The organism is Streptomyces sp. HNM0575, from assembly GCF_012726265.1.
GTDB lineage: Bacteria > Actinomycetota > Actinomycetes > Streptomycetales > Streptomycetaceae > Streptomyces.
Genome location: NZ_JAASAG010000001.1, coordinates 89555 through 111422, shown reverse-complemented (window position 1 = coordinate 111422; position 21868 = coordinate 89555). Strand labels below are relative to the sequence as shown.

Genomic DNA, 21868 nt, shown 5'->3' with positions numbered 1-21868 from the left:
GCCCCCTGTGCGACTTCGACGTGTGCGGGCTCACGCTTACCGTGGTGTCCGTCCGGGAATCCCGGACCGTAGAGTCGGATGACGGGCACTGCGTGCCTTGTTCGTTCCGGCCCGACCGACGGCCCAACTCCCGACACGTCTCCCCGAGGACGGATCACGCCATGCCGCGTCCGACCCCCGCACAGCTCGCTTATGGTTCGGTCACCGTCGTCTGCTCGACCCTCGCGATGCTCCTGCTCTCCCGGACTCCATCGGGGCCGGGAGTCGCGCTGATCGCCGTGGTCGCACTCGCCGTCGGTGTGCTGGTGGCACTCACCGCTCCGGGAGTGCGGACGGCCCGCCGCGTGCGTACGGACTCGCCGTCGCGCGCCAAGTCCGCGGTCAGGACCGCCCGTACGGCCACGGCCTCCCGCATCCACGCGCGCCACGACGCCGCTTCGGCGGCCGCACGGGCACGGGCGGCACGGCGCGTGGCGGAGCCTTCGCTGCGCTCCTGAAACCGGCACCTGTTCGGGCACGGGCCGACGGGACCGGGACCGGCGGAGTCCCATCGGCCGTCCGGCGTCCGCGCCTTCCCGTGCCGCGGGTCAATCGGCCGCCACGACCACCGTCTTGGCCGCCTTGTCATGCAGGCACTGCTGATACGGCTTGTCCCAGGTGCAGAAGAGCACGTTCGCGAGCCAGAAGACGAAGCCGACGCACGGCACCAGCGGCGGCACGTGGTAGACGAGGGAGCGCAGCCAGCCGGGGGCTCCTCGCGGCACGCTGCCGTCGGCGAGCACCGCGACCCTGATGCGCATCAGCTTCTTGCCCACGGTCTGGCCGGAGTTGGTGAGCATCAGCCCCTCGTAGATCAGGTAGACGAGCGTGTAGACGGCCTGCTGGCCGTAGGCGCGCCCGTCGTCGCCCGTGGCCCAACCCCCTTGCGCGAACGTCATGATGAGGCCGACCGGGATCCCGATGAGCAGGGCGTCGATGATGCGCGCGAGCAGGCGCCTGCCGCGTGAGGCGAGGGGCGGCATGCCGGCGAAGGGGTCGGCGGCTCCGTTGATGTCGCCGTACGGGTTGGAGGCGTAGGGGCCGCGGTCGTACGGGCCGCCGCCCGCGGAGTCGCCGTACCTCGGCGGCTCGCGGCGCTGCCCGGGGGCCTGGCCCCAGGCCCCGTCCGGGTCCTGGTCCTGGCCGGGCGGCTCCTTCTTGCGGAACGGGTCGTCGCCGGGCTGATCCGTACTCATGCGCCGAGTGGACCGCGGCACGGGCCGCCTCGCACCCGGCGTGCGTCATCGGGGTGACGAGGGGTGGGGTGCGCGAGAGCCCCGGGCACAGGGTGTGCGCCGCCCGTGCTCCTGCCGTACGCCTACGGTCATACGGGCTCAGCGGCGGGCCGCGGTCGGAGATCGATCTCGCTCAGCGGCGGACCGCTCCAAGGCCGACCTCCCTCAGCGGCGGGGCTCCCTCAGAGCCGGATCTCGCCCGAGTCCTTGGAGACGAAGGTGCCCGCGAGCTTGTCGTGCCAGCACTGGCGCCAGGGGCGGTCGAAGACGCACCACAGGACGTTGACCACGCCGACCACCAGGGCGGACAGCACACCGTAGGTCAGCCAGCGCGTCAGCGCGCTGCCGAAGCCGGGCTTGTCCTGCTGCTCCATGGTCAGCACCCGCAGCCCGAACAGCTTCTTGCCGAGGGTGCGGCCCCAGCGGCTGGTCGGCAGCACCTCGTAGAGCAGGCCGAACAGGAGGAGGGCGCCGAGGACGAGGGCGAGATAGCCGCCCGTCGTGCCGTCGATCAGCCAGACGGTCCGGGTCTCGCCCGCGTTGCGCACCGCGTCGATCTTCCCCTGCACGTGGTCCACGGCCTCGCCGACGAACGGGAACGCGACTGCTGCGGCCACGGCGCCGGTGAGGACGCCGTCGACGAGGCGGGCGGCGAAGCGCTTGCCGAGCGCGGCGGGACGCGCCTCCATCTGTGCGGACTGGAAGGGGTCCGCGACCGGCGGGCGCCACGGCACCACGCCTTCCTGACCGTGGGCGCCCTGCGGGTCGGGGCCGGCGCCCGGAACGCCGCCGGGACCGCCCTGGCCGCCCTGGCCGCCCGCCAGGTCGTGAACCTGCTGGGCCCACGACGGCTGTGCGGGGCCGGGAGACGGGACGCCGCCCTGCTGCGGTACGGCGGGCGGGGCCTGCGGAGGGGCCGCCTGCTGAGGGGCCTGCTGCTGGGCGGGGGGCTGCTGCGCGGGTGCGCCCTGGTGCGGGACGGAGGGAGCCGAAGGTGCCGAGGGCGTGGAGGGTGCCGCGGCGGACTGCGCCGGGGACGCGGGCGCGGACTGTGACGGTGACTGCGACGGTGGCTGCGACGCGGACGGTCCGGACTGGGCGACCTCCGAGCGCCGCAGGCCGACAGTGTGCTCGGGCTGACAGCTGCCGCCCTGCGCGGCGACGCCGCCGCTCGCGTCGCGGGCCTCCTGCGCCGCCTGCCCGAGCGCCTCGGGGCTCATCGCGCGCATCTGGAACGTGCCGTCACGCTGCGGCGTGCCCGCCGGTCCCGCAGCACCCGCGGGGCCCTGGGGATCCGCCGCGGGAGCCGCCGGGGCAGCGGGGTCCGCGGGCGCGTCCCCGCCGGTGCCCACCTCGTCCCCCGTACGTCCCCAGCCGCCGCGGGGATCGGCCGCCGCGAAACCGGCACCGGCAGCGGGGTCGGCCGCGGGCTCGGCGCCGCTCTCGCCGCGCCCCCACGAGACGCGCTCCTCGCTCTGCCCTGTGAAGCCCGCCTGGTGCGAGGCGTCGGCCTGCCACGCCGACGCCGGCTCGGGACGCTGCCCGTACAGCCGGCTCGGGTCCTCCCAGTCGATGGCTCCGGCTCCGGCCTGTGCGACCTCGCCCCGCGGACGTACTTCGAGCTGTGAGAGGCCGCCGGTGTCCTCGTCGAGGAAGACGGGACCGGTCTCCTCCGCGGGAGCCGGCTCCTCGCGGGTGGGCGGCGCGACCGCCGAGGACGACACCGCCGCCGACGGGGGCGTGGGCATCGCGTCGCCCTCCTGCGGTTCGGGGCGGCTGGTGCCGGGAACCCACGAAGTGCCGTTCCAGTAGCGGATGTAGCCGGGGATGGACGGGTCCGGATAGAAGCCAGGGGCAGGGTTGCCGCCGGACGATCCTGAGAGGGGCGAGCTCATAGTGTCCAGGTCCCGTATCTGTTCGACCGTCGTGTCGTCTTGTGGCTTGTACTTGCTACGCAGTTGACCGGCGCGGCGCAACCGTGAAGCGTAGTGTCCACATCTACCAGACAGGGTCGGCAACTTGCCCACCCGAGCCGGACGCGTACGCCGTTCCCGGAGGAAGTATGACGCCAACACGCGAAACCGGCACGGACTGGGCCCTCTTCAGTGCATGCCAGGACAGGCTGCGCGACTGATCGCGGGATCACGAAAGGGCGGTCCGATGAACGTCGTCGTCGAATGCGAACTCGAGATCCGGTTGGTGCTCTCGCCGGAGCACGGCCTTCCCGTACAAGCGCGCCTCACCTACCGGGCGGACGATCCGTACGCCGCACACATCGCCTTCCACGTCGGCTCCGGCGCCCCCGTCACGTGGACGTTCGCACGTGAACTGCTGGTCGAGGGCGTCTTCCGCCCCTGCGGCGAAGGCGACGTACGGGTGTGGCCCACGAAGGTGCAGGGGCGCGACGTGATCTGTGTGGCGCTCTCCTCACCGGACGGCGACGCCCTGCTGGAGACGCCCGCGGGAGTGGTGTCCGGGTGGCTGGAGCGGACTCTCCGTGCCGTGCCGGCGGGTGCGGAGGGCGAAGTGCTGGGCCTGGAGAGCGCGTTGGCGGAGCTGTTGCGCGGGCAGCACGGCGACGGCGTGTGTCTGACCGACCCGTCACCGTCGGACGAGGCAGTCGACGGCGATGTGTGAGGCTGATTTTCCCTGCGACTTTCACTCGATCCGATGAATCCACGTCGAGCGTGAAAGTCCCACGCACGGAAGGAAGTTGGGAGCGGCCGAGCGCGGGCCGCCCGTCCCTCACGGCCCCGACGTCCACGGAGCCGTCCCCGGGACTGCGCGGGTACCCGAAAGGCGTCAGAGGACCTTGCCGGGGTTGAGCAGGCCCAGCGGATCGAAGACCTGCTTGATGCTGCGCTGCAACTCCAGCTGTTCCGGGCCCAGTTCGCGGGCCAGCCACTCCTTCTTCAGTACGCCCACGCCGTGTTCGCCGGTGATGGTGCCGCCCAGCTCCAGGCCGAGCGCCATCACGGCGTCGAAGGCCTCGTGCGCGCGGCGCGTCTCGTCCTCGTCGTCCGGGTCGAAGCAGACGGTCGGGTGGGTGTTGCCGTCGCCGGCGTGGGCGCACACGCCGATGGTCAGGCCGTACTTCTCGCTGACGGCGGCGGTGCCCTCCAGCATGTCGGCCAGCCTCGTACGGGGCACGCACACGTCGTCGATCATCGTCGTGCCCGGCAGCGCCTCCAGCGCCCAGTGCACGCTGCGCCGGGCCTGCAACAGCAGCTCCGACTCGGCGGGGGTGTCGGCCGGTACGACCTGGCTCGCGCCCGCCGCCTCGCACAGCGCGCCGACCGCCGCGAGGTCGGCGGCGGGATCGTGGGTGTCGAACGCGACGAGCAGCAGCGCCTCGGTGGAGTCGGGAAGTCCCATGTGGGTCAGGTCGTTGACGGCGCGCAGCGTGGTGCGGTCCATCAGCTCCATCAGCGACGGCACATGACCGCTCTCCATGACCCGGGCGACCGCGTCTCCCGCGGCCCGCGCCGAGGGGAACTCGGCCGCCAGCGCCAGCTGTTGCGGCGGCCGCGGCTTCAGCGCGAGCGCGGCGCCCACGACCACGCCGAGACTGCCCTCGGAGCCCACGAACAGCCGCGTCAGGTCGTACCCCGCGACGCCCTTCGCGGTGCGGCGGCCCGTGGAGATCAACCGGCCGTCGGCCAGCACGACGTCGAGGCCCAGCACGTACTCGGCCGTGACCCCGTACTTCACGCAGCACAGTCCGCCCGCGGCCGTGCCGATGTTGCCACCGATGGTGCACTGCTCCCAACTGCTGGGGTCCGGCGGGTAGTTCAGGCCGTATTCGCCGACCGCACGGGAGAGCGCGGCGTTGACCACGCCGGGCTCGACGACGGCGACGCGGTCGGCGGGGCTGATCTCCAGGATGCGGTCCATGCGGAGCAGGGAGAGCACGATGCAGCCGTCGGAGGCGTTCGCCGCCCCGGAGAGTCCGGTCCGGGCGCCCTGCGGTACGACGGGGACGCGAAGAGCCGTCGCCGTAAGCATCACGTGCTGCACCTGCTCGACCGTGCGCGGCAGCACGACGACGGCGGGGGTGCCCGCCTCGCAGAAGTCGGCCATGTCGCGGGCGTAGGAGCCGGTCACGTCGGGGTCGGTGAGTACGGCGTCCTCGGGCAGGCCGTCCCTGAGCCGCTGGGTCAACTCGCTCATGGACAAAGCGTCGCACCTGCTCGCGGCGCCGGGAAGGGCCGGCTGCCGGGCCCTGCGCGGGCGGCGCAGGGGCGGGACCCTCCGGGGGCGCGCCGTGTGCGGTGGCGCGGGTTTCATGTGGGCGATGACGGTCGTCAGGTGTCAGCGGTCAGCGGTCAGCGGTCAGATGACAGGTGACGGATGGCAGACGACGGATGACGGATGACAGGTGACAGGTGACAGATGGCAGTCGTCAGGTGACGGATGACAGATAACGGATGACGGCTGGCAGATAACAGCTGACAGATGACAGATTTCAGAAATTGTCAGCTGCCAGGCGCCTTGGCCCCCGGAGCCAGGACCCCGGACGCGGGGCGCGCCCGCCAGGCCCCGGGGCAGGACTCCGGGGCGGGGTTCCCGGGCGCACCCCGGAGCCCCACCCCGCCAAGGCACGCCCCGCCAAGGCACGCCCCGTCAACGCACGCCCCGCCGGTCGGCACACGTCACCGGCACACGTCAGAGGTTGCCGCGACGCTCCTGCTCCCGCTCGATCGCCTCGAAGAGCGCCTTGAAGTTGCCCTTGCCGAAGCCCATCGAGCCGTGCCGCTCGATCATCTCGAAGAAGACCGTCGGACGGTCCTGAACGGGCTTGGTGAAGATCTGGAGCAGGTAGCCGTCCTCGTCGCGGTCGGCGAGGATCTTCAGCTCGCGCAGCGTCTCCAGCGGCACCCGGGTCTCGCCGACCCACTCGCCGAGGGTGTCGTAGTACGAGTCCGGGGTGTCCAGGAACTGAACACCGGCCTCGCGCATGGCCCGTACGGTCGCGACGATGTCGTTCGTGGCGAGCGCGATGTGCTGCACGCCGGCGCCGCCGAAGAACTCCAGGTACTCGTCGATCTGGGACTTCTTCTTGCCCACCGCGGGCTCGTTGAGCGGGAACTTCACCTTGCGGTGGCCGTCGGCGACGACCTTCGACATCAGCGCGCTGTACTCGGTGGCGATGTCGTCGCCCACGAACTCCTTCATGTTCGTGAAGCCCATGACCTTGTTGTAGAAGGCCACCCACTCGTTCATCCTGCCGAGTTCGACGTTGCCCACGCAGTGGTCGATGGCCTGGAAGTTGCGCTTCCGCGGCTCGACGAGGGGCTTCGCCGCGGCGTAGCCCGGCAGGTAGGCGCCCGAGTAGTCGGAGCGCTCGACGAGGGTGTGGCGGGTCTCGCCGTACGTGGCGATGGCGGCGAGCACCGCGGTGCCGTGCTCGTCCTTCTCCTCGTGCGGCTCGACGAGGCCGGTGGCGCCCTGGGCGACCGCGTGCTCGTACGCGGCGCGCGCGTCGGGGACCTCGATGGCCAGGTCGATGACTCCGTCGCCGTGTGCGGCGACGTGCTCCGTCAGGAAGCGGCCCCAGTCGGTGGAGACCTTGACGACGGAGGTGAAGACGAAGCGGGCGCCGCCGGATTCGAGGACGTAACTGGCGGTCTCGCGGCTGCCGTTCTCCGGTCCGGAGTAGGCGACGAGCTTCATGCCGAACGCCGTGGAGTAGTAGTGGGCCGCCTGCTTGGCGTTGCCGACGGCGAAGACGACCGCGTCCATGCCCTTCACCGGGAAGGGGTCGGCCTGCCGGGCGCCCTCTTGAGGTGTCGCAGCGGGAGTTGCGTGGGTGGTCTCAGTCATGCCTCAAGGCTCCCCCCGTACCACAAGGTGCGCAATACTTTGCGTAATCACTGGTCATGCTGTGCAGTCGTACCCGGCATAGGCCCGACGATCTGTACAAGGTGCTCAGGAAACCGGCCACGGGTCACGGAAACGGCGTCGGGTCAAGGCCCCGGACGGGGGCAGGACAAGCCCCCGGGGACGGGCCAGGGAAGGGCCGGACACGGCCGGGACCGGAAGGGAAGGGGAGGAAAGCTGTGGGGATCGACCGGCTCGACGGACGGCTGCTCGAACTGCTCGCGGAGGAGCCGAGGATCGGCGTGCTGGAGGCGTCGCGGCGGCTCGGCGTCGCGCGCGGCACCGTGCAGGCACGGCTGGAGCGGCTGCGGACCGCGGGCGTGATCCGCGGTTTCGGCCCCGACGTGGACCCGGCCGCGATCGGCTATCCCGTGACCGCCTTCGCCACCCTGGAGATCAAGCAGGGCCAAGGCGCGGACGTACGGGCCCACTTGGACTCCGTCCCCGAAGTGCTGGAGCTGCATACGACGACGGGGCACGGGGATATGCTCTGCCGCCTCGTCGCACGGTCCAACGCTGATCTCCAGCGGGTGATCGACCGCGTCGTGGGCTTCGAGGGCATCGTGCGGGCGTCGACGGCCATCGTCATGGAGAACCCGGTTCCGCTGCGGATCGTGCCGCTGGTCCGCCAGGCTGCGGGGGCCGACGGCCTCGGTCCGCCCCGGTGACCGGAATGCCCGGGCGGGACGGAACGGGACGGTCGGGGCGGAACGGCGGGCCGGGACGGGGCTTCACCGAGTCGTAACGCGTCGTTCAGCGCTCACGGGGCAGAAGAGCCCGCGGTCGCCGTGTGCGGCGGCGATGACCGTACGGAAGCGGCCGCGGACGCAGAGGGACCGTGACGCAGAGGGACTGTGACGCAGAGGGACTGTGACGCAAAGGGACCGTATGGAGCGGAACGGAATGGAACGACGGAAACGGAACGACGGAGAGGCTTCGGTGACGTGACGACGCGAGGGGGAGCGGAGTGAGCTTCTGGGAGTATGTCGGCAACCGCCACATCCAGCTGCTGGCGGATTCCCTCCAGCATGCGAGCGCGGTGTTCCAGTGCATGGTGGTCGCGACGGTGCTCGGCGTCGCGATCGGTGTGCTGACGTACCGCAGCGAGTGGGCTGCGGACCTCGCCAACACGGCCGGGGCGACGATCCTCACGGTGCCGTCGCTGGCCCTGATCGGTCTGCTGATCCCCCTCGTCGGGCTCGGTGTGGCGCCCACGGTCATCGCGCTGGTGCTGTACGGGCTGCTGCCGATCGTCCGTAACGCGATCGTGGGACTGCGCGGCGTCGACCCCGCACTGATCGACGCCGCCCGCGGCATCGGGATGTCACGCACCCGGCAGCTGCTGAAGGTCGAACTGCCGCTGGCCTGGCCGCCGATCCTCACCGGTATCCGCGTCTCCACGCAGATGCTGATGGGCATCGCCGCGATCGCCGCCTTCGCGTCCGGGCCCGGCCTGGGCAACTCCATCTTCCGCGGCGTGGCCTCGCTCGGCAGCGCCAACGCCCTCAACCAAGTGCTCGCCGGGACTCTCGGCATCGTCGTGCTCGCCCTGCTCTTCGACGGCGCGTACGTCGTCGTCGGGCGCCTTACCACCCCGAGGGGGATACGTGCCTGAGACCGCCCCGCAGAGCCCTGGCGCCGAGACGTCCGCCCCGGAGACGTCGGCGTCCGAATCGTCCGCGCCCGAATCGACAGGACCCGAATCGACCGCGGCATCCGCCGGAGCCGCCAGGGCTGCCGGGTCCGCCGGCGCCGGCGGCACCACCGGCGCGACCATCCGCCTGGAGGGCCTCACCAAGCGCTACTCCGGCGCCTCCGCGGCCGCCGTGGACGACGTCAGCCTGGAGATCAAGGCCGGCGAGACCGTCGTACTGGTCGGGCCGTCCGGCTGCGGCAAGTCCACGCTGCTGAAGATGATCAACCGGCTGATCGAGCCCACCTCGGGCCGTATCCGCATCGACGACGAGGACGTCACCGGCATCGACGCGGTCAAGCTGCGCCGCAAGATCGGTTACGCGATCCAGTCGTCGGGCCTCTTCCCGCACATGACGGTCGCGCAGAACATCGCCCAGGTCCCCAGGATGCTCGGCTGGCCGAAGGCGAGGATCCAGGCGCGCGTGGCGGAGATGCTGGACCTGGTCGGCCTCGACCCGGCCGAGTTCCAGGGCCGCTATCCGCGGCGCCTGTCCGGCGGACAGCAGCAACGCGTCGGCGTGGCAAGGGCGTTGGCGGCCGATCCGCCCGTGCTGCTGATGGATGAGCCGTTCGGCGCGGTCGACCCCATAACGCGCGACCACCTTCAGGACGAACTGATCAGGCTCCAGCACGAGTTGCGCAAGACCATCGTCTTCGTCACCCACGACTTCGACGAGGCGATCAAGCTGGGCGACCGCATCGCGGTGCTGCGAGAGCACTCGCACATCGCACAGTTCGACACCCCGGAGGCCATCCTCACCAACCCCGCCGACGACTTCGTCTCCGGCTTCGTCGGGGCGGGCGCGGCGCTGAAGCGGCTCAACCTCACCCGCGTACGGGACGTCGCGGTCGTCGACTTCCCCACCGCGACCGTCGAGGAGCCGGTGGAGCGGATCTCGGAGATGCTCGGCACCGGCACGACCAACGAGGTGCTGCTGCTCGACCCGAAGCAGCGCCCGTACAAGTGGCTGCGGCGCGGCGATCTCACCCACGCCAAGGGCTCGTTGGCGCGTGCGGGCACCCTCGTGCACGACACCGTCACTCGGGACGCGACGCTGCGGGACGCGCTGGAGGCGGTGCTCACCGACAGCGGCGGGCGGGTCGCGGTGACGGGCAGGCGCGGCGAGTACACGGGCGTCGTGGACCTGGAGACCCTGATGAACTGCGTGCACGAACTCCTCGACGCCGACCGGCTGGAGGCCATCGAGCACCGGCACAGCCGCAGCGACGCGGAGGCCAGGCGCACCTACGCGGCGCAGGAGGGCCTCACATCGTGAGCGGCACGCCGACACCGACACACGCAGCGGAAGGGCACGGGCAGCCGGAATCCGACGCTCAGGACGCACGGCCTGACGGCGGCGGCGCCGAACCGGCCCCGGCGGCAGGGCTGTTCGCCGACGAACGGCGCCGCGACCGGCTCACGTGGCAGAAGCTGACGGTGCTGCCGGGCGTGCTCGCGCTCGTACTGCTCGGCACATGGCTGTGGTTCCAGAGCGCCGAACTCGACACCATCGCCCGCAACGCCCTCGCCGGCGGCAACGTCACCCTGCGCCTGCGCGAGCACATCGAGATGACCGTGATCTCCACGTTCTTCGTGCTGATCATCGCCATACCGCTGGGCATCGCCCTCACCCGCCCGAGGCTGCGCAAGGCGACACCCTTCGCCATGGCGGTGGCCAACCTGGGGCAGGCGGTGCCCTCGCTCGGGCTGCTGGTGCTGCTGGTGTTCTGGCTCAGCATCGGGCAGACCACGGCCGTCGTCGGCATGGTCGTCTACGCCGTGCTGCCCGTGCTCGCCAACACCATCACGGGGCTGCGCAACATCGACCCCGGGCTCACGGAGGCCGCCAAGGGCATCGGCATGTCCCCGCTGGGCGTGCTGTCGAAGGTCGAACTGCCCCTGGCCGTACCGCTGATCCTCGCGGGCGTGCGCAACGCCCTCGTGCTCAACGTCGGTACGGCCACGCTCGCCACCTTCATCGGCGGCGGCGGCCTCGGCGACCTCATCTCCTCCGGCATCACCAACCAGCGGATGCCGGTGCTGATGCTCGGCTCGGTACTCACCGTCGCACTGGCCCTGCTGGTCGACTGGATCGCCTCACTCGTCGAACTGCTGCTGCGCCCGCGCGGCCTGGAGGGATCGGACTGATGCTGCGCAGGCACGGGCGTACGCACGCACTAGCCGCCGGGCTCACGTCGCTGGCGCTCACCGGCACGCTCAGCGGCTGCGGACTGGTCAGCGGCAGCCCCATGAGCGACCGGGTGCAGCCGGGGAGCGTGGGAGCCGGGCAGCCCCTCAAGGGTGCCCAACTGACCGTCACCTCCAAGGAGTTCACCGAGCAGATCATCCTCGGCAAGGTCATGGGGCTGGTCTTCCGCGCCGCCGGCGCCGACGTCGTGGACCGCACCGCCGTGCAGGGCTCCATCGGCGCGCGCTCCGCCGTGGAGTCCGGCACGGCAGACGGCATGTACGAGTACACGGGCACCTCCTGGATCACCTACCTCGGCCACACCAAGCCGGTGCCCGATCCGCTGGAGCAGTGGAAGGCCGTGCGGAAGGAGGACCGGGCCAAGGGAGTCGAATGGCTCGCGCCCTCGAAGCTCGACAACACCTACGCGCTCGTCGTCAGCGACAAGCTCCAGAAGAAGTACGGCACGAAGAACCTCTCCGACGTCGCCGAACTGACCCGCAAGAACCCGAACTCGGCGAGCATCTGCGTCGAGAACGAGTTCGCATCCCGCCAGGACGGCCTGAAGGGCATGGCGAAGAAGTACGGCATGCGCTTCCCCACCGGCCAGGTGCACAAGATGGCCGGAGGCGTCGTCTACACCCAGACCGCACGCGGCAAGCCGTGCGTCTTCGGCGCGATCGCCGCGACCGACGGCCGCATACCGGCGCTGAAGCTGAAGATCCTCGGGGACGACAGGAAGTTCTTCCCCAACTACAACGTCGCGCCCGAGATGAACAGCGAGACGATGAAGCAGCACCCGCAGATCGCGAAACTGCTCGCCCCCATCACGAAGGCGCTGGACAACAAGACGGCGCAGAAGCTCAACGCGAAGGTCGACGTGGACGGCCAGGATCCGCACGACGTCGCGAAGGACTGGCTGGTGCGGGAGGGCTTCATCAAGGCGGGCTGAGCGGGGCCGCGACCGCGGCGGGACGGCGGCTGCGGCGGGGCGGCGGCACGGTGGCTGCGGCGGGACGGCGGCTGCGGCGGGACGGCGGCTGCGGCGGGGCGGCGGCTGCGGCGGGGCGGCGGCACGGTGGCTGCGCGGCGCGCGGCGCCGGGGCGGCTGCGCGACGGCTTCGGCGGGGTGACCCGCGGCAGTCGGCGCGCTGGGCGGGGCGCTTCCTCAAGCGGTCGGCAGGCCCTCAGCAGGCGGGCACCCGGCCTCCGCCCTTCAGCGCCCGCAGGGCCTTCACCGCACCGCCGAGCGTGTCGACCGGCACGAGCCGCAGCCCCTTCGGCCGCTCCGCCACGGCGTCGGCGCACTCGGCACGCGGTACGAGGAAGACGCTCGCGCCGTCCCGCTTCGCGGCCTTCGTCTTCAGCGGCACCCCGCCCACGGGGCCCACCGTGCCGTCCGCCTTGATCGTGCCCGTACCGGCGATGACGCGCCCGCCGGTGAGACCGCCACCGGTGCCGCCCCGGCCGCCGTCGCCGCCGCCCAGTTTGTCGATGACGCCGAGCGAGAAGAACAGCCCGGCGCTGGGGCCGCCGACGTCCGCGAGGCGCAGCGTGACCCGTACGTCCCGGGGCGACTTGTGCAGATAGCGAAGGGCCGCCTTGACCGCCGCGTTCTGCGACTCGCGCATCTCGCCCCTGTTGTGCTTCTCGATCTCCTTGAGGTTGTCGCCGACCGGATAGACCGCATCAACCGGCATCGCCGCCCTGTCCGTACGGAACCAGGCCTCCGCGACCTCCGGCAGCCGCACCGTCGCGCCGGGCTGCGTCGCGGCGATCGTCGTCATCAGCAGCTTCCCCTCGCCCGGTCCGGTCTTGCGGCCCTTCTCACCGGAGAGCGTGATGACGGGCTTGTGCTTGCTGTCGCCGATCACGTCGGCCGTCAGGCCCGGCTGCGCGAGCGCGAACGGCAGCGGCGCGAGAGCCACCACCGCGAACAGCGCCGCCAGCGGTACGGCACAGACGAGAAGCGTGCGCTGCCGCCCCGTGAGCCGCCGCGGGCTCAGCCGGCCGAGTACGGCACCGAAGCGGGAGGGCGACGAAGGACCAGGGACCGGTGTGTTCACCCCGGCAACCTAACAACAGCGGGGCCCGGCGGCGGCCGGGCCCCTGAGCCGGAGCGGACGGGCCCCTGAGCCGGAGCGGACGGGCCGCGGGCTCAGCGCAGCGCGTCGGAGACTTCCCGGGCGGCACGCACCACGCGCTCCCCCACCTGCGGCGGCACCGCGTCCGTCAGCATCACCACGCCCACGCTGCCCTCGATGCCCGTCACGCCCCGCACGGGCGCGGCGGCACCTCCGGCTCCGGTCTCCAACTCGCCGTGCGTGAGCACGAATCCGGGCCCCGGCTCGCTGTCGTGCCCGCGCCCCGCGAGGATCGCGCGCCCGGCGGCGCCCTTGTCGAGGGGATGGCGGAAGCCGGTGCGGTACGCGACGTGGTAGTCCGTCCAGCTCGGCTCGACGACCGCCACCGCGAGCGCCTCCGTACCGTCGGCCAGGGTGAGATGCGCGGTCGCCCCGACCTCCTCGGCCAGCGACCGCAGCGCGGGCAGCGCCGCCTCGCGTACGAGCGGATGCACCTGCCGCCCCAGTCTCAGCACACCCAGCCCGACGCGGGCACGTCCGCCCAGGTCACGCCGTACGAGAGCATGCTGTTCGAGCGTGGCGAGCAGCCGGTAGACGACGGTGCGGTTGACGCCCAGCTTGTTCGACAGCTCCGTGACGGTCAGGCCGTGATCGGTGTCGGCGAGCAGCTTGAGGACGCGCAGTCCCCGGTCCAGCGTCTGAGAGGTCTCCGCAGTCACGGACGCGCTCCTCTCCTATGGGTCGGTGGGGGCGGCGGCGCCGGGCAGGAGCGGAGCCAGGGGCGTCGCCAGGGGGCGGCTCGTGGGGGGATCCGGCGTGGGCCGCACCGCAGCCGGTCGGGGGTCCGGCCATGGCGGGGATCACGCTCTGGCCTTGCAACTTAGCGACCGTCTCCGCTGACCGGAAGAGTGCGTCCAGAATCCGGTCACTTCTTCTTTGTGCTCGGCGCTGGGCGCTTCGCGCTTGGCGATTGGCGATTGGCGCGCTGGGTTCCGCTCGGCGCTGGGCGCTGGGCGCTCGACGCTATGCGCTATGCGATTGGCGCTGGGCGCTGGGCGCTGGGCGCTCGATGCTGGGCGCTTGGTGCTTGCTGCTCGGCGCTGTGGGGGTTCGGTTCCGCTCGGCGCTCGGCGCGTTCGGTTCCGCTTGGCGCTCGGCGCTGTACGCGTTCGGTTTCGCTTGTACCTGGGCCTGGGCTTGCGCTGAACGGCGCGCTCGCCACCCGGCCCTCAGGGCCCGGCGCAGCGTTACCGCATGCGCGTGGCCCACTCCCGCACCTTCGCGATGCGCTGCTCGATCTGGCCCGCCGTCGCCTCCGCGCTCGGCGGCCCCCCGCACACCCGCCGCAGCTCGTTGTGGATCACGCCGTGCGGCTTGCCGCTCTGATGGACGTACGCGCCGACGAGGCCGTTCAACTGCTTGCGCAACTCCAGCAGTTCCTTGTGCGTGACGACGGGCCGCCGGTCCGCGGGCAGCTCCAGCAGGTCCGCCTCGTCGTCGGGCTTCTTCCTGCTGTGCGCGATCTGCTTGGCCTGCCGCTTCTGCAACAGCGCCTGCACCTGGTCGGGTTCGAGCAGCCCGGGGATTCCGAGGTAGTCCTGTTCCTCGTCGCTGCCGGGGTGCGCCTGCATGCCGAACTCGGCGCCGTCGTACATGACCCGGTCGAAGACCGCGTCCGACTCCAGCGCCTCGAAGGGGAGTTGGTCCTGCTCGCCGGTGTCCTCGTCCTCTTCGCGTTCGGCTTCCTTGAGGAGGGCGTCCTCCTCCGCGTACGGATCGTCCTCCTCGGCCTTCTTCGGCTTGTCGAGCACATGGTCGCGTTCGACTTCCATCTCGTGCGCGAAGGTCATCAGCATCGGGATGGTCGGCAGGAAGACCGACGCCGTCTCGCCGCGCCGCCGCGACCGTACGAAACGGCCCACCGCCTGCGCGAAGAACAGCGGCGTGGAGATCGTCGTCGCATAGACGCCGACGGCGAGACGCGGCACGTCCACGCCCTCGGAGACCATGCGGACGGCGACCATCCAGCGGTCGTCCGAGGCGCGGAAGTCCTCGATGCGCTGCGAGGCGCCGCTGTCGTCGGACAGCACCACGGTGGGATCGGCGCCCGTGACCTCGCGCAGCAGCCTCGCGTACGCACGCGCGGAATCCTGGTCGCTGGCTATGACCAGCCCGCCCGCGTCCGGCACTGCCCGGCGCACCTCGCTCAGGCGGCGGTCCGCGGCGCCCAGCACGGACGGCATCCACTCGCCGTGCGGGTCGAGGGCGGTGCGCCACGCCTGGGAGACGGCGTCCTTGGTCATGGGCTCGCCGAGGCGCGCCTCGATCTCGTCGCCCGCCTTGGTGCGCCAGCGCATGTTGCCGCTGTAGGAGAGGAAGATGACGGGGCGCACGACGCCGTCGCCGAGGGCGTTCCCGTATCCGTAGGTGTAGTCGGCGACGGAGCGGCGCACGCCGTCGGCGTCCTCCGCGTAGTCCACGAACGGGATCGGGTTGGTGTCGGAGCGGAACGGCGTGCCCGTGAGCGCTAGCCGCCGCGTCGCCGGCTCGAACGCCTCCTGGCACGCCTCGCCCCAGGAGCGGCTGTCGCCGGCGTGGTGGATCTCGTCGAGGATGACGAGGGTCTTGCGCTGCTCGACGCGGTTGCGGTGCAGCATCGGGCGCACGCCGACGCCCGCGTACGTCACCGCGACCCCGTGGTACTCCTTGCTCAGCGGACCCGCGCTGTAGTCCGGGTCGAGCTTGATGCCGATCCGCGAAGCCGCCTCCGCCCACTGCTTCTTGAGGTGCTCCGTCGGCGCCACGACGGTCACCTGCTGCACGACGTGGTGGTGCAGCAGCCAGGAGGCGAGGGTCAGCGCGAAGGTCGTCTTGCCCGCGCCGGGGGTGGCGACCGCGAGGAAGTCCCTCGGCTGCTGCTGGAGATACGCGTCCATCGCCCCTTGCTGCCAGGCGCGCAGCTTGCCGGCCGTGCCCCAGGGGGCGCGGCCGGGGAAGGCGGGCGACAGGTGGTGGCTGGAGGAGGAGGTGCTGGTAGTCACGGTCTCCGGAGGGGTCGGGTGCGTGGTCCTACGCGGGATCGTGCGCATGGTCGTCGTCGTACGCGTCGTACGGGTGCTCGTGGTCGTGCGCGCGATCGTCCGCGGGGCCGCGCGTCGGCGCGAGGCCGTTTCACCCTACCGGCGGCCGGTGACAGCCTCCGCGGGGAGTCCGGTTCCGTACGTATTGCCGCGTACGGAAGGGGAGTTGCGGGGGCGGGGCGGGGCGCGCGGGCGCGGACTAGGTGGGAGGCCCGGACGGGGCGGGGCGCGGGCTTCGCGGCCGCGGGGCTCACGGCCCGAGCGGCTCACGCCTCTCAGGAGGTCAGCAGCACGCCCCCGTACGACACTCCCGCGATGACGATCCACGAGCACAGACCGAGTGCCGCGACCCTGCCCCCCGTACGGGCCAGGGTCGGCAGGTGCACGGCGCTGCCGAGGCCGAACAGGGCTGCGGCGAGCAGCAGTTCCTGAAGCGTGTCGGCCAGGGAGAGGGCGCTCACAGGCAGCACGCCGGTGGTACGTACGGCGACCATCAGCAGGAACCCGGCGACGAACAGCGGGACGAGCGGCGGACGCGAGGTCCGCGCGGCGGCGCCGCCTCCGTTCGCGCTTCTGGTCGCCGTTCCGGTTCCGGTCCCGTTCTCAGTCGCGCTTCCGTTTGCGGTAGCGGTCCCGGTCGTGGCCGTGGTTCCGGGCGTGGCCGTGGTTCCGGGCGTCCCGGGTGCGCCCGCTTGCCGCCGCGCCCGTACGGACAGCACCACCGCCGCCACCAGCGGGGCGAGCAGCGCGACGCGCATCAGCTTCACCAGCACCGCCTGCCCCAGCGCGTGCCCTCCGGCGGTCTGCGCGGTGGCGACGACCTGCCCGACGTCGTGCACTCCGGCGCCGACCCAGCGTCCGAACTGCCCCGCGTCCAGGCCCAACGGGTGGTGCAGCAACGGCAGTACGGCGATGGCGAGCGTTCCGCACAGCGTGACGAGGGCGACTGACGTGGCGACGTCGCGCTCCTCGCTCTCCCGTACCTCGCTGACCGCGCAGATCGCGGACGCGCCGCAGATCGAGTAACCGGTGGCGATGAGGAGCGGCTGATCGCCGGGGAGCCCGAGTCGCTTGCCGAGCCACAGCGTCCCGGAGAAGGTCGCCGCGACGACGACGAGCACCATGGCGACGGTCGCCCAGCCCAGGCCGAGTACGTCGCCGACGCTCAACTTCAGCCCGAGCAGTACGACTCCGAGCCGCATCAGCCGCTTACCGGCCAGCGACAGACCGGGGCGCGCCGCCCCGTTCACCAGAGCGCGCACTCCCGGCAGATGGGCGGCGAGGATGCCCAGCACGACGGCGGCCGTCAGCTTCGGCACGGCGGGGACCGCGAGGTGCACGGCACCGGCCGCGGCGACGCCGAGCGCGGCGAGGGCGAGGCCGGGCAGCTTGCTGACGGGGCGGGCGGACCGGGTGGGCGGAGCCTGCGGAGCGGACCGTGCCCCGGCCCCGGCCACTGAGGCGGCCGCGGAGGCGGGTTGGGGCGCGGGCGCGGATTCGGGCGCGGGTACGGACGGGCGGTGATCAACCGGTGCCGACCGGCGGTGGCCAGCCGACGCGGACGGGCGGTGGTCCCCCAGCAGCGCCATCAGCGGTCCGCCGGCAGCTCGTACACGCGGCGCACGCTGCTGCCGAGGCGTGAGACGTCCGCCCCGTAGATGTGGATCGAAACGGCCTTCTCCTCGCAGCCGTTCCACACCTTGTGTATGTCGCCGGGCGGCGCGAATCCGCAGACCGCGCCCACCGGGTTGATCACGTCCTCGGTGGCGACGAGCCGTGCGCTGCCGCCGGGCTCCTCGGCGGGCAGCAGCCGGTAGCGCCGTTCGTGCTCCTCGCCGCGGTGCACTCCGGTGACGCACCACGAGACGTGGTCGTGCACGGGCGTGCACTGGCCGGGCAGCCAGACCAGCGCGACGAGGGAGAAGCTGCCGTCGGGCTCGGCGTGCAGCAGATGCTGCCGGTAGCGCTCGGGATCGCCCTCGTACTGCTCGGGCGTGAGCAGCGCGTCCGGACCGCCCGCGGTCCCGATCCCGGTCCCGGCGTCGTCGCCGCCCGCGGCGGCACCCGCACCGAGGTGCGGTGCGAGCTTCTCGCCGACGAGATAGGCCGTCACGTCCGGCGCCATGCCACGCGCGACCACTTCACGTACGTCCCGTACGAGCGCGTCGATCCGCGCCGTCGTACGCGGCGCGGCGGTGGCGGCGGGTACGGCGGCGCCCGCAGCGGCGTGCGCGGTGTGATGCTGCGTCGAAGTGGCCATGTCCGCAGCGTGCCGCCGCCGACACATCACGTCCAACGACGGTTTGTTGGCCGCACGCCAACTACTGCTTATGGACGGGAGCCGGGCCGGACCGTCCGGGGCGGTCTCTGGATCAGATGTCAGGTGACCGGACTTCAGGTGACGGAGGTCAAGTGACGGACTTCAGGTGACGGATATCGGCTGGCAGATGTCAGATTTCAGCTGACAGATACCAGCTGACGGATTTCAACTGGCAGGTTTCAGCTGACAGATATCAATGACTGTCAGCTGCCCCCGGCCACCGGCCCCCGGGTCCGACCCCGGACCCACCCCCGGGGGCCGCCGCGCGAACGCGCCTAGCAGCCCACCCTGTTGCCGGCCGCCGTCCTCAACTCGTCCAGCACCAGCGCCGTCGCGGGGATGTCGAGATGCTCGCGCAGCACGTACGCGGAGACCTGCCGCCGCGAGGCCGGGTCCAGCGCCCGCCCCGTGACCTTCTGGTGCACGAGGAACGAGAGCACCAGCCCCGGCATCATCGCGATGCCGAGCCCTTCGGCGACGAGGCTCTGCACGACGAGGATGTCGTCGGTGGTGAAGGCCACGTCCGGCGCGAAGCCCAACTCGGCGCATTCGTGCAGGAAGTTGGCGCGGCAGCGCAGACATCCCGCGATCCACCGCTCGTCCGCCAGCTCCGCGAGCCGCACCGCACGCCGCCGCGCCATGGGATGCCCGGCGGGCAGCAGCACGGTCAACTGGTCCTCCATCAGCGGGATCTCGACCAGTTCGTCCGGCACCTGCTCATGGAGCCCGGGATAGGTGAAGGCGAGGGTGATGTCGCACTCGCCGTCGGCGACGCGGCGCATCGAGTCCGGCGGCTCCGCCTCCTGCAACTCGACCCGTATGCCCGGGTGTTCGGCCGCCAGCCGGGCCAGCGCCTCCGGTACGAGGGTGGCCCCGGCGCTGGGGAAGGCGCACATCCGTACGCGGCCGGACCGCAGTCCGGTGATCGCCGACATCTGCTGCTGCGCCGCGGAGATCCGGTCGAGGATCACGCCCGCGTGCCGTTCCAGGGCCTCCCCGGCCTCGGTGAGCCGCATCCGCCGCCCGACGCGTACGAACAGGGGCGTGCCGACGGACCGTTCGAGCGCCTTCATCTGCTGCGTGATCGCGGGCTGTGTGTAGCCGAGCGCCCGCGCCGCCGCCGAGTACGAACCGGCCCGCACCACTTCGTGGAACGTCCGTATGTGCCGCGAGTCGAACATGGCCGAACCATAAGCGGATTTTGGGTCCCGGCGACATCCCGGCACCGGCGCTTGGAGAACGGCGGGCAGGGCAGGACCGGCGCGCGGCGACAGCTTGCGGGCGGGAGCGGCGGTGGCCTCAGCCGCGCTCCCGCAGCCGCCCCGCGACGCCCACGCCCACCGCGCACACCAGCGCCGACGCCGCGTAGACCGCGACGAAGGCGAGCGGGCGCCCGTCCGTCGCGGACGCCGCAGACGCCGCGACTCCGCCCGCACCACCCGCACCACCCGCTCCGCCAGAACCACCCGCACCGCCGCCCGCAGCGCCACCCGCGCCCACGTGCACCGATCCGCCCCCGCACAGCGCGAACGCGGCGCCCGTGACCGCCAGCAGCACCACGTTCGAGAGGCTGTCGGACATCTGGAGCGCCGCCGAGTTCTTCCCCGCCTCCTCCGGTGCGGACAGCTGGAGCAGCAGCACGCTCGTGGAGGAGATCACCAGACCCATGCCGTAACAGGACACCGCCATCGCGACGGCCAGCGTCCACACCGGCACGGCGGGCGCGAGCGCCAGCGGCGCGTACGCGATGCCGCCCGTCACCAGCACCATCCCCGCCCGCATCAGCCGTTCACGGTACGGGCGGACCCGCGGCCGTGACTGCGTGAAGGAGCCCAGCGCCCAGGTGCCGCCGCCCGCCGCCATCGCCAGCCCGGCCATGGTGACCGACAGCCCGCGCTGGCTGACGAGCATGAGCGGTACGAAGCTCTCCGCGACCACGAAGCCGCCCGCCGCGATGCCGCGCAGCAGCACCACCGCGGGCAGTCCGCGCGCCGCCCGGTACGTCCCGGGGGGCAGCAGCCGCAGCGCCGCCGGTACGAGCAGCGCGGCGCCCGCGACGGCGGGCAGCACCGCGACGAGGGTCAGCCGCTGCCCCGCGTACTGCAACAGCCCGGCGCCGGCGGCCAGCAGCACCGCGTACCGCAGCCGCCGCCGGTCCTCAGGCCCTCCCGCCGTCTTACGGCCGGGCGGCGGACCGGACGCGGAACGCCGCAGCGCAGGCATCATCACCGCGAGCGGCACCGCCACCAGTACGGGAATCCCGAGGAACACCCAGCGCCAGCCCAGGTGCTGCGTCACGGAGCCCGCGATCAGCGGCCCGACCACGGCGGGCACCACCCACGCCGCGGCGAACGACGCCATCACCGTGGGCCGCAACCGCTCCGGATAGGCGCGGCTGACGGTGACGTACAGCGCGACGATGACGAGTCCGCCGCCGACGCCCTGAAGTGCCCGCCCCAGCACGAAGATCCACATGCTGACGGCCGTACCGGAGGCCACGAGTCCCGCCGCGAAGGCCCCGATGCCCGCCGCCACCGGCGGCAGCGGGCCGCGCCGGTCGGACCACTGGCCCGAGACGACCATGCCGAGCAGGGACGTGGTGAAGAGGGCGGAGAAGGCGAAGGCGTAGGCGGACACTCCGTGCAGCTCGTCGGCGGCCACGGGCATCGCCGTGCCGACGGCGGTCGCCTCGAAGGCGATGAGGAAGATCACGGAGACGATGCCGAGGGTCAACGCCCGGTATCCGCAGCTGAGTACCGTCTTCTCGCGGGTACGGGGCGACGGCGACGGCGACGGCGCCCCGAGGGTGGTCTCGGGTGCCGTGGCGGTCAGACCCGTACCGGCTGGGCCCGGAGCGGCGGGCACGGGTTCCGGGTCCGGGACCCGCGCGGGGGCTCCGGCCGTGGCGGGGCCCTGGGCCGGAGCATGGACGGCGGCGGCTGCCGCCGCGTGCGCGGAGGCAGCCGAACGGCCCCCGGGCGGGGGCGAGTTGCCCGACGAGGACGAGTCGTCCGACGAGGGCGAGTTGCCCGACAAGGACGAGTCGGCGGACGAGGGCGAGTCGGCGGACGAGGGCGAGTTGCCGGACGACGGCAGGCCGGCGGTCCCGTCCACCCGGGAGCGGTCCGTCCCGCCGCCCAGCGGGCCGCCGAACGGGCCGTCCACCGGCCCGCGCACCGGCCCGTCGCCGGGGCTGCCCGCCGGGCTCTCCCGCGGCCCGTCCGCCGGTCCCCCGCCCGGCTCGTCCCCTGATGAAGTCATACGGGGCACGCTAAGCCGCAGGGGCCGCCGCGGCACCTGGCTTTCGGCGCTGACGGAGTCGGCCTTTCGCCCTAGGGCACGTCCG

The 21868-nt window shown here is 72.2% G+C and carries 18 protein-coding genes; 7 read left to right on the top strand and 11 right to left on the bottom strand.

Annotated elements, in window-relative coordinates; genetic code table 11:
- The first annotated feature begins 161 nt into the window (after window positions 1–161).
- Window positions 162–497, top strand: a complete 336-nt coding sequence (locus tag HCC61_RS00470) for a hypothetical protein (protein ID WP_169133207.1) — start codon at window positions 162–164, stop codon at window positions 495–497.
- A 90-nt stretch (window positions 498–587) separates the two neighbouring features.
- On the opposite strand, the gene HCC61_RS00465 is transcribed toward HCC61_RS00470, so the two are convergent.
- Together HCC61_RS00465 and HCC61_RS00460 are read right to left on the bottom strand one after the other, a co-directional pair.
- Window positions 588–1235 (bottom strand): RDD family protein, encoded by a 648-nt coding sequence (locus HCC61_RS00465; protein WP_169133206.1) that lies wholly within the window; start codon window positions 1233–1235, stop codon window positions 588–590.
- A gap of 221 nt (window positions 1236–1456) precedes the next feature.
- A complete protein-coding gene (locus HCC61_RS00460) occupies window positions 1457–3169 on the bottom strand; it encodes an RDD family protein (protein WP_169133205.1) in 1713 nt (570 codons plus the stop codon).
- Window positions 3170–3434: 265 nt separating this feature from the next.
- Between HCC61_RS00460 and HCC61_RS00455 the strand changes: the two genes are divergently transcribed.
- On the top strand, window positions 3435–3911 hold the full coding sequence (locus tag HCC61_RS00455) for an SsgA family sporulation/cell division regulator (protein WP_169133787.1): 477 nt from the start codon (window positions 3435–3437) through the stop codon (window positions 3909–3911).
- Window positions 3912–4076: 165 nt separating this feature from the next.
- On the opposite strand, the gene HCC61_RS00450 is transcribed toward HCC61_RS00455, so the two are convergent.
- Together HCC61_RS00450 and hppD are read right to left on the bottom strand one after the other, a co-directional pair.
- Window positions 4077–5444, bottom strand: a complete 1368-nt coding sequence (locus tag HCC61_RS00450) for an FAD-linked oxidase C-terminal domain-containing protein (RefSeq protein ID WP_169133204.1) — start codon at window positions 5442–5444, stop codon at window positions 4077–4079.
- Window positions 5445–5939: 495 nt separating this feature from the next.
- Window positions 5940–7097 (bottom strand): 4-hydroxyphenylpyruvate dioxygenase, encoded by a 1158-nt coding sequence (hppD, locus tag HCC61_RS00445; protein ID WP_169133203.1) that lies wholly within the window; start codon window positions 7095–7097, stop codon window positions 5940–5942.
- Window positions 7098–7333: 236 nt separating this feature from the next.
- Between hppD and HCC61_RS00440 the strand changes: the two genes are divergently transcribed.
- From HCC61_RS00440 to HCC61_RS00420, 5 genes are all read left to right on the top strand, one after another.
- Window positions 7334–7822, top strand: coding sequence for an Lrp/AsnC family transcriptional regulator (locus tag HCC61_RS00440; RefSeq protein ID WP_169133202.1), 489 nt, complete (start codon window positions 7334–7336; stop codon window positions 7820–7822).
- Between the two features lie 299 nt (window positions 7823–8121).
- Window positions 8122–8769, top strand: coding sequence for an ABC transporter permease (locus tag HCC61_RS00435; protein ID WP_169133201.1), 648 nt, complete (start codon window positions 8122–8124; stop codon window positions 8767–8769).
- 160 nt (window positions 8770–8929) lie between these two features.
- Complete coding sequence (locus HCC61_RS00430) at window positions 8930–10126, top strand: betaine/proline/choline family ABC transporter ATP-binding protein (protein WP_346777007.1); 1197 nt, start codon at window positions 8930–8932, stop codon at window positions 10124–10126.
- Window positions 10127–10236: 110 nt separating this feature from the next.
- A complete protein-coding gene (locus tag HCC61_RS00425; protein ID WP_240968379.1) occupies window positions 10237–10998 on the top strand; it encodes an ABC transporter permease in 762 nt (253 codons plus the stop codon).
- Between the two features lie 101 nt (window positions 10999–11099).
- Window positions 11100–11990 carry a glycine betaine ABC transporter substrate-binding protein gene (locus HCC61_RS00420; protein ID WP_240968378.1) on the top strand — a complete coding sequence of 297 codons (891 nt, stop codon included), beginning with the start codon at window positions 11100–11102 and terminating at the stop codon, window positions 11988–11990.
- A 235-nt stretch (window positions 11991–12225) separates the two neighbouring features.
- Here HCC61_RS00420 and HCC61_RS00415 read toward each other — a convergent pair whose 3' ends face one another.
- From HCC61_RS00415 to HCC61_RS00385, 7 genes are all read right to left on the bottom strand, one after another.
- The gene (locus HCC61_RS00415; RefSeq protein ID WP_169133785.1) at window positions 12226–13044 is read right to left on the bottom strand and encodes a hypothetical protein; all 819 of its coding nucleotides are present in this window, start codon (window positions 13042–13044) and stop codon (window positions 12226–12228) included.
- Between the two features lie 152 nt (window positions 13045–13196).
- Window positions 13197–13841, bottom strand: coding sequence for a helix-turn-helix domain-containing protein (locus HCC61_RS00410; RefSeq protein WP_169133198.1), 645 nt, complete (start codon window positions 13839–13841; stop codon window positions 13197–13199).
- 528 nt (window positions 13842–14369) lie between these two features.
- Window positions 14370–16163, bottom strand: a complete 1794-nt coding sequence (locus HCC61_RS00405) for a DEAD/DEAH box helicase (RefSeq protein WP_169133197.1) — start codon at window positions 16161–16163, stop codon at window positions 14370–14372.
- A 314-nt stretch (window positions 16164–16477) separates the two neighbouring features.
- The gene (locus HCC61_RS00400; RefSeq protein WP_240968329.1) at window positions 16478–17791 is read right to left on the bottom strand and encodes a putative sulfate exporter family transporter; all 1314 of its coding nucleotides are present in this window, start codon (window positions 17789–17791) and stop codon (window positions 16478–16480) included.
- Entirely contained in the window at window positions 17791–18462 is a 672-nt protein-coding gene (locus HCC61_RS00395; RefSeq protein WP_169133196.1) for a cysteine dioxygenase family protein, read from the bottom strand. The genes HCC61_RS00400 and HCC61_RS00395 overlap by 1 nt, the downstream gene beginning before the upstream one ends.
- 335 nt (window positions 18463–18797) lie before the next feature.
- Entirely contained in the window at window positions 18798–19703 is a 906-nt protein-coding gene (locus HCC61_RS00390; RefSeq protein ID WP_169133195.1) for a LysR family transcriptional regulator, read from the bottom strand.
- 118 nt (window positions 19704–19821) lie between these two features.
- Window positions 19822–21783 (bottom strand): MFS transporter, encoded by a 1962-nt coding sequence (locus HCC61_RS00385; protein ID WP_169133194.1) that lies wholly within the window; start codon window positions 21781–21783, stop codon window positions 19822–19824.
- Window positions 21784–21868: the final 85 nt, after the last annotated feature.